The sequence below is a fragment of the Halomonas sp. 141 genome, assembly GCF_002810305.1.
GTDB classification, from domain to species: Bacteria; Pseudomonadota; Gammaproteobacteria; order Pseudomonadales; family Halomonadaceae; genus Vreelandella; species Vreelandella stevensii.
Genome location: NZ_PINZ01000078.1, coordinates 1 through 5,617, shown reverse-complemented (window position 1 = coordinate 5,617; position 5,617 = coordinate 1). Strand labels below are relative to the sequence as shown.

The 5,617-nt window shown below is 50.9% G+C and carries 6 protein-coding genes and 1 pseudogene; 6 read left to right on the top strand and 1 reads right to left on the bottom strand.

Going from position 1 to position 5,617, the window contains the following annotated elements:
* Positions 1-573 precede the first annotated feature (573 nt).
* The 3 genes from CWI66_RS17125 to CWI66_RS17115 all read left to right on the top strand — a co-directional run bounded on the left by CWI66_RS17125 (position 574) and on the right by CWI66_RS17115 (position 3,190).
* Positions 574-1,698 carry an alkene reductase gene (locus tag CWI66_RS17125; RefSeq protein ID WP_100732337.1) on the top strand — a complete coding sequence of 375 codons (1,125 nt, stop codon included), beginning with the start codon at positions 574-576 and terminating at the stop codon, positions 1,696-1,698.
* A gap of 66 nt (positions 1,699-1,764) precedes the next feature.
* Positions 1,765-2,748, top strand: a complete 984-nt coding sequence (locus CWI66_RS17120) for an LLM class oxidoreductase (RefSeq protein WP_100732336.1) — start codon at positions 1,765-1,767, stop codon at positions 2,746-2,748.
* Positions 2,749-2,884: 136 nt separating this feature from the next.
* Positions 2,885-3,190, top strand: coding sequence for an ArsR/SmtB family transcription factor (locus tag CWI66_RS17115; protein ID WP_100732338.1), 306 nt, complete (start codon positions 2,885-2,887; stop codon positions 3,188-3,190).
* A 65-nt stretch (positions 3,191-3,255) separates the two neighbouring features.
* Here the strand turns inward: CWI66_RS17115 and CWI66_RS17110 are convergent.
* Positions 3,256-3,510 (bottom strand): annotated as a pseudogene (locus tag CWI66_RS17110) (aminotransferase class III-fold pyridoxal phosphate-dependent enzyme); the annotation flags it as partial.
* A 106-nt stretch (positions 3,511-3,616) separates the two neighbouring features.
* On the opposite strand from CWI66_RS17110, the gene CWI66_RS17105 reads away from it, so the two are divergent.
* The 3 genes from CWI66_RS17105 to CWI66_RS17095 all read left to right on the top strand — a co-directional run bounded on the left by CWI66_RS17105 (position 3,617) and on the right by CWI66_RS17095 (position 5,561).
* Positions 3,617-4,336 (top strand): AzlC family ABC transporter permease, encoded by a 720-nt coding sequence (locus CWI66_RS17105; protein ID WP_081138777.1) that lies wholly within the window; start codon positions 3,617-3,619, stop codon positions 4,334-4,336.
* Positions 4,337-4,345: 9 nt separating this feature from the next.
* On the top strand, positions 4,346-4,642 hold the full coding sequence (locus tag CWI66_RS17100; protein WP_100732335.1) for a hypothetical protein: 297 nt from the start codon (positions 4,346-4,348) through the stop codon (positions 4,640-4,642).
* A 133-nt stretch (positions 4,643-4,775) separates the two neighbouring features.
* Positions 4,776-5,561 (top strand): helix-turn-helix domain-containing protein, encoded by a 786-nt coding sequence (locus CWI66_RS17095; protein ID WP_083844188.1) that lies wholly within the window; start codon positions 4,776-4,778, stop codon positions 5,559-5,561.
* Positions 5,562-5,617: the final 56 nt, after the last annotated feature.

Here is a 5,617-nt window from a genome sequence, read left to right as displayed (position 1 = left end):
AGTCAATCTGGCACCGCTACGCGGTGCGCGCTTGTATCACCGCCCGACTGGGCGATGCTTTACGCGCTGTTTGGTAAATTTAGTATGTCAACTAAGAGGCGCTACGCGCCTCGCGCTATCCTGCCTCGGCCTAAAAGGCCGAGGTTTGACGCGCATTTTGATCACGCACAGCTCGCCCCCACCCTGTAAACCGGTTGCGTACAGAGTTATCCACAGATTTTCACTTTCCACAGTTATCCCCGAGCGCTGTGCATAACAGTGTTGGTGAGCGCTTGGTAACCTTCCGCGAGCCGCGTGTGGCGCGGTCTTTAGCGAGAAGTGCAAAAAATGATCGCTGTGAATGAGTTTGAAGAAGCAACGGCTTACACAACCAAGTCAAGTAGTGCTGGAGAAGTAATTCACAAGTGAACTGGGCTCGCGAAACCGGCCGCGGCATATATATATTGACATATATGAATATCACGAATAACCTACCCGCGATCCGTGATCTACTCCGCTCGGGTTCTTCTGACCTCATCGGCCATGTTTTTTTGACCTATAACATCGAATATTTTAGATATCTAGGTAAACGAAATGACACAATCAGAACTTTTCAAAACCACTCAGCTGGGCCCATACACCCTCAAGAACCGAATCGTTTTGCCACCGCTGACCCGTTCGCGTAGCTCCCAGCCTGGCAACATTCCGAACGATCTCATGGCCACCTATTACCGCCAGCGCAGCGGTGCTGGCTTCATGGTGACCGAGGGCACACAGATCGAACCCCGAGGACAGGGTTATGCCTGGACACCCGGCATTCATAGCCCGGAACAGATACAAGGCTGGCGTAAGGTCACCGACGCTGTTCACGCCGAAGGGGGTGTGATCTTTGCTCAACTTTGGCATGTAGGCCGCGTGTCGCACACATCGCTGCAACCCGGTGGTGAAGCACCCGTCGCGCCATCAGCCATCCGAGCGGACAACGTCAAGGTGTTCATCGAAACTGGCCCCGGCACGGGTACACTGGCCGACCCATCGACCCCACGAGCCCTGTCCACCGAGGAGGTAAAGGAACTGGTTGAGCTCTACGCCCAAGCAGCCCGAAATGCTCTGGACGCAGGTTTTGACGGGGTGGAGCTTCACTGCGCGAACGGGTACTTGGTAAACCAGTTCATTTCGGCCCATACCAACCAGCGTGATGATGAATATGGCGGTTCGCTGCAGAATCGTCTTCGCTTCCTGCGCGAAATCACCCTCGCCGTTGCTGGTGTGGTCGGCAAGGAGCGCGTTGGCGTTCGCTTCGCCCCGCTGTTCGCGACCACAGACGAAGAGCGCGTCTACCTTGGTCTGGTCGAAGAAGACCCTCATCAAACCTACATCGAGGCAGTGAAGATCCTCGAGGAAGTGGGCATTGCCTACCTGTCGCTCGCCGAAGCCGATTGGGAAAACGCACCCGAGCTGCCTGAGACGTTCCGGGAAGCTGTTCGTAAGACCTTCAGCGGCAAGATTATCTATGCCGGCAGGTACACCGCTGAACGAGCAAATCGCGTGATAAAAGCTGGCTGGGGCGACCTGATCGCTTTTGGCCGCCCCTTCATTGCAAACCCCGACCTGCCCGCGCGTATCGCCAACAACTGGCCGCTTAACCCAGTTGATCCAAGCAGCATGTACGGCGGTACCGATAAGGGCTATACCGACTATCCTACTTACACACCCTAAGCGCTCAGAGCCACGCCCCATAACTCAGGGGCGTGGCTCAGCGTTTGCTGGCCGAGGAAGTTAAGCATGTACCAACCGAGCACGACTCCCTACCAAGAGCATAGGGGATTCAAACGGACCTTCAGGCAGGGGCATCTAAGCCTTGGGCTGTTCTTTCCCCTGGAGGCTTTCCAGGGTGATACACCGCGCATGCTGGATCAGGTCGCGCTGGCCAAACGTGCAGAGGCACTAGGTTTTTCGGCGCTCTGGTTTCGCGACGTCCCGCTCAGGGACCCAAGCTTCGGTGATGTCGGCCAGGTTTTCGACCCTTGGGTGTATCTGGGCTACATTGCCGCCCATACAACAGAAATCGCACTGGGCACCGCCTCCATCGCCCTTACGTTGCGTAATCCCTTGCACACGGCAAAGGCCGCAGCGAGCATTGATCAGTTGAGCGGAGGTCGTTTGCTCCTGGGAGTAGCCTCTGGCGATCGTCCCGTGGAGTTTCCCGCATTCAGCGTTGATCCAGAAAAGCGTGGCGAGACCTTTCAAGAAAACCTCAATGTGATACGCCAAGCCCATCGAACACACTTCGAGCCCATTCGCTGGAGTCACGGCGAGTTACTGGGGGCCGATCTCGTTCCCAAACCTACGACTCGGGAAATACCGCTATTCGTAACCGGACATAGCCGCCAGTCGCTCGATTGGATCGCGCGTGAAAGCCATGGATGGATCAACTATCCACGTCCGCCAAAAATACAGCGACTCATCGTGGAAGATTGGCGACAGGAAACGGCTAAACAATGTGGCACTATCTACAAGCCGTTCTTGCAATCGCTGTATATCGACCTGGACGAACACCCATCCACACCACCCTCGCCTATCCATCTAGGATTCCGACTGGGACGTAACCACCTTCTGGCCTTGCTGGATGCACTTCAGGAAATCGGTGTAGATCACGTCATCCTGAACCTCAAGTATGGTAAACGCCCCGCAGCAGAGGTTATCGAGGAACTTGGCAAGCATATCATCCCGCAATTCGGCGCGCAGGTGCCCGATAGTCCTACCTGACAGGGCAATAGGATTCCACTCCAAGCCTGCCCATCACTGCGAAGGGCAGGCGCGGAGATCATGGTGAAGCCTTCCAATTTGCTGCGTGAATCAGGAAGATATCCAGATAGCGGAAAAGAGTAGGTATAAAAAATTCATGACTATTGACGTCAACGAAGCCCTGAAAGCCTTGGCGAACCCGACGCGCCTTGCCATCCTCAATTGGCTCAAGGATCCCAGGACAGCCTTTCCCGAGCAGGAGGTCGATCCGGAAACGGTAGGCGTGTGCGTCAGTATCATCCAGGAGCGCACGGGCCTCTCTCAGTCAACGACATCGCTTTATCTCGCAGCTCTACAGCGAGCGCAATTAGTGACATCGCAGCGGATCGGCCCTTGGACCTACTACAAACGCCACGATGAGAATATCGATGCCTTCCTCAAGGCGCTGAAAGAAAGAATCTAGGGATGGTCTGAAATGGTCATGTGTTTTGACTGACGATGGGCAGGCTTAGTCCTACCTCAACGCTATTAGCTCAGCGCATCCAACGACTGCTCAATAATACTCAACCCTTCCTCCAACACCGCAGACGATACCGTCAGCGGCACCAGGATGCGGATGCTGTTGCCGTAGAAACCACAGGACAGCAGGATCAGGCCTTTCTCGCGTGCTTTAGCACATAGCGCACCCGTCATCTGAGTATCTGGCTTGCCGTCGCTATCAAGCAGTTCGAACGCGGCCATGGCGCCGAGTTGGCGGCCGTGGGCGACGGCGGGGAAGCGCTCGGCCAGCATCTTACCAATCTGCTTGGCATGCACGATCTTACAATACATCTATCAACTGCCTCACATAGGCTGTCTAAGTCAGCTTACCTACGAAGAGTAACGTAAAATGCGTGAATACTTCAATATTGCAAAACCCACCTCTACTTCAAATGAAGCAGAGAACCCAGCTCTAACATCGAACATATCAACGGCTATTTTTGCAATAGCTCCCGTAAGTATGCTGTTCGGCTTTACTGCTTACAAAGCAGACTGGAGCATTGTTGAAATTTTTCTCGTAAGTTTATTAGGCTTTTCTGGAAGCGGGCAGTTTGCAGCTCTACCTCTATCTGAGACTGGTGCCAATCTTTTAACTATTGCTTTCGTTACCACTATGATCAATAGCCGATATTTTGCAATTTCGCTTTCATGCTCAAAAAAATTACCAAAAAACAAGCTGCTTAAGATTTTTTCGTCCCATGCACTCGGCGACGAAGCGTACGCTATTGAGCAGGGACATAATCAAAGAGCCATGCTGATAATTCGCTTCACTATTTTCTTGTCCTGGATACTCTTTGGGGTAGCAGGCGGCATTATAGCTGGGCTGTTTCCCAACCTTTTACCTGATGACATCAATGCCAGTATCCCTGCGAGCTTGGTACTTCTTTTTCTGGCCATCTCGTATCTTCAAAACCGACCTTATACAAGTGGCTTGATAACTATTCCAAAGGCAACGTTAGGGTTTTTAATAAGCGGAATTTTCTACTACACCCTTGGTGGCATCTACTTTTGGATTCCCTCTATTATTCTATTATCCGCTCTCTTCTATTTAATGAAGAGAGAATATTGAGAAACAATTATGGCAGATAATTTTTTAGTGATTTTGGCTCTTCTACTTACAAGTGTCATGGTAAGAGTTATTCCCTCTTTGCTCACAATTAACTTCGGCGCAAAGGCCCAACATCTGATTGAGGAGGTACTGCCTACTTCTATTTTTATTTGCTTCATCACTTATATCGTGATGCCAGAGATGGATAACGGGCTTAGCCTATCTATCTTTTCTTTTATTGCAGTATGCATATTGGCGGTTATATTAAAAAGCGGACTGATTCTAACGACTGTCGTCGCTACTACTCTATATTACGTGTTGAACTGAATAGCCCGCAATACGAAAGCGTTTCAAGGACAGGCTATATAAACTCTCAAAGCTGGCTAACTAGCTTTACTTATTCATATATTCCGATGTATGATAACCTTGCATTCAGACAGAAGCCGTCAACCTACCGCCTATGCTAAATTCTTTTAATACACAAATAGAAAGATTTGAAGCCTTTTTTTCTGGCGTTGCCTTTGAGCCTCACCGGCACGACACTTATGCTGTAGGTAGAACCCTGGCAGGGGTTCATTGCTTCAATTACCGAGGTGAAAAAAGAACTAGCTTACCTGGCAATACTATTGTAATTCATCCTGATGAACTCCACGACGGTGAGGCTGGTACGGATGACGGCTTCCACTACCGCATCATGTATATTGAACCCTGTGCTCTTCAAGCGGTGCTTGGTGGCCGCACCTTACCCTACATAAAGGGAGGCGTTAGCACAGACCCTCGGCTTTATGCCGCCACAGAATTTCTTATGAATGACCTTCAAACTGCTCATGAGCAGTTTGAAGAGGAAGATATCGTCTTCGAACTAGCCAGTGTACTCTCTGCTGTTGCCGGTCACAAAAGAGGTAGGGTGGCATACGACTATAACGCTGCAGAAAAGGCTAGAGAATATATTCACTATTCGTTGGATTCTCAGATCACACTGGATGATTTAGCGTCAGTGAGTGGCCGTGAAAAGTGGAGTTTATCAAGAGATTTCAGGGCATTATATGGAACAAGCCCATACCGTTACTTAACCATGCGCCGTCTTTCGTTTGTAAAAAACTATTTGATCCAGGGTTATTCGTTGTCGTACGCCTCGGTTTCAGCTGGTTTCAATGACCAGAGCCATATGACAAACCACTTTAAGAAGGCCTTCGGTCTTACCCCTACTCAGTGGTTGTCTAGGTGTCGGGTCCCGTGTGATTGACCACCCGTTTGGTAAATAACTCAGGCCGCTTGGCCTGCCATTCCTTCATCGCCGTG

What these genes read in the sequence shown, in the direction of transcription:
- CWI66_RS17125 (WP_100732337.1), top strand. Translation starts at nt 574, where the DNA reads ATGACACAATCAGAACTTTTCAAAACCACTCAGCTGGGCCCATACACC.
- CWI66_RS17120 (WP_100732336.1), top strand. Translation starts at nt 1,765, where the DNA reads ATGTACCAACCGAGCACGACTCCCTACCAAGAGCATAGGGGATTCAAA.
- CWI66_RS17115 (WP_100732338.1), top strand. Translation starts at nt 2,885, where the DNA reads ATGACTATTGACGTCAACGAAGCCCTGAAAGCCTTGGCGAACCCGACG.
- CWI66_RS17105 (WP_081138777.1), top strand. Translation starts at nt 3,617, where the DNA reads ATGCGTGAATACTTCAATATTGCAAAACCCACCTCTACTTCAAATGAA.
- CWI66_RS17100 (WP_100732335.1), top strand. Translation starts at nt 4,346, where the DNA reads ATGGCAGATAATTTTTTAGTGATTTTGGCTCTTCTACTTACAAGTGTC.
- CWI66_RS17095 (WP_083844188.1), top strand. Translation starts at nt 4,776, where the DNA reads ATGCTAAATTCTTTTAATACACAAATAGAAAGATTTGAAGCCTTTTTT.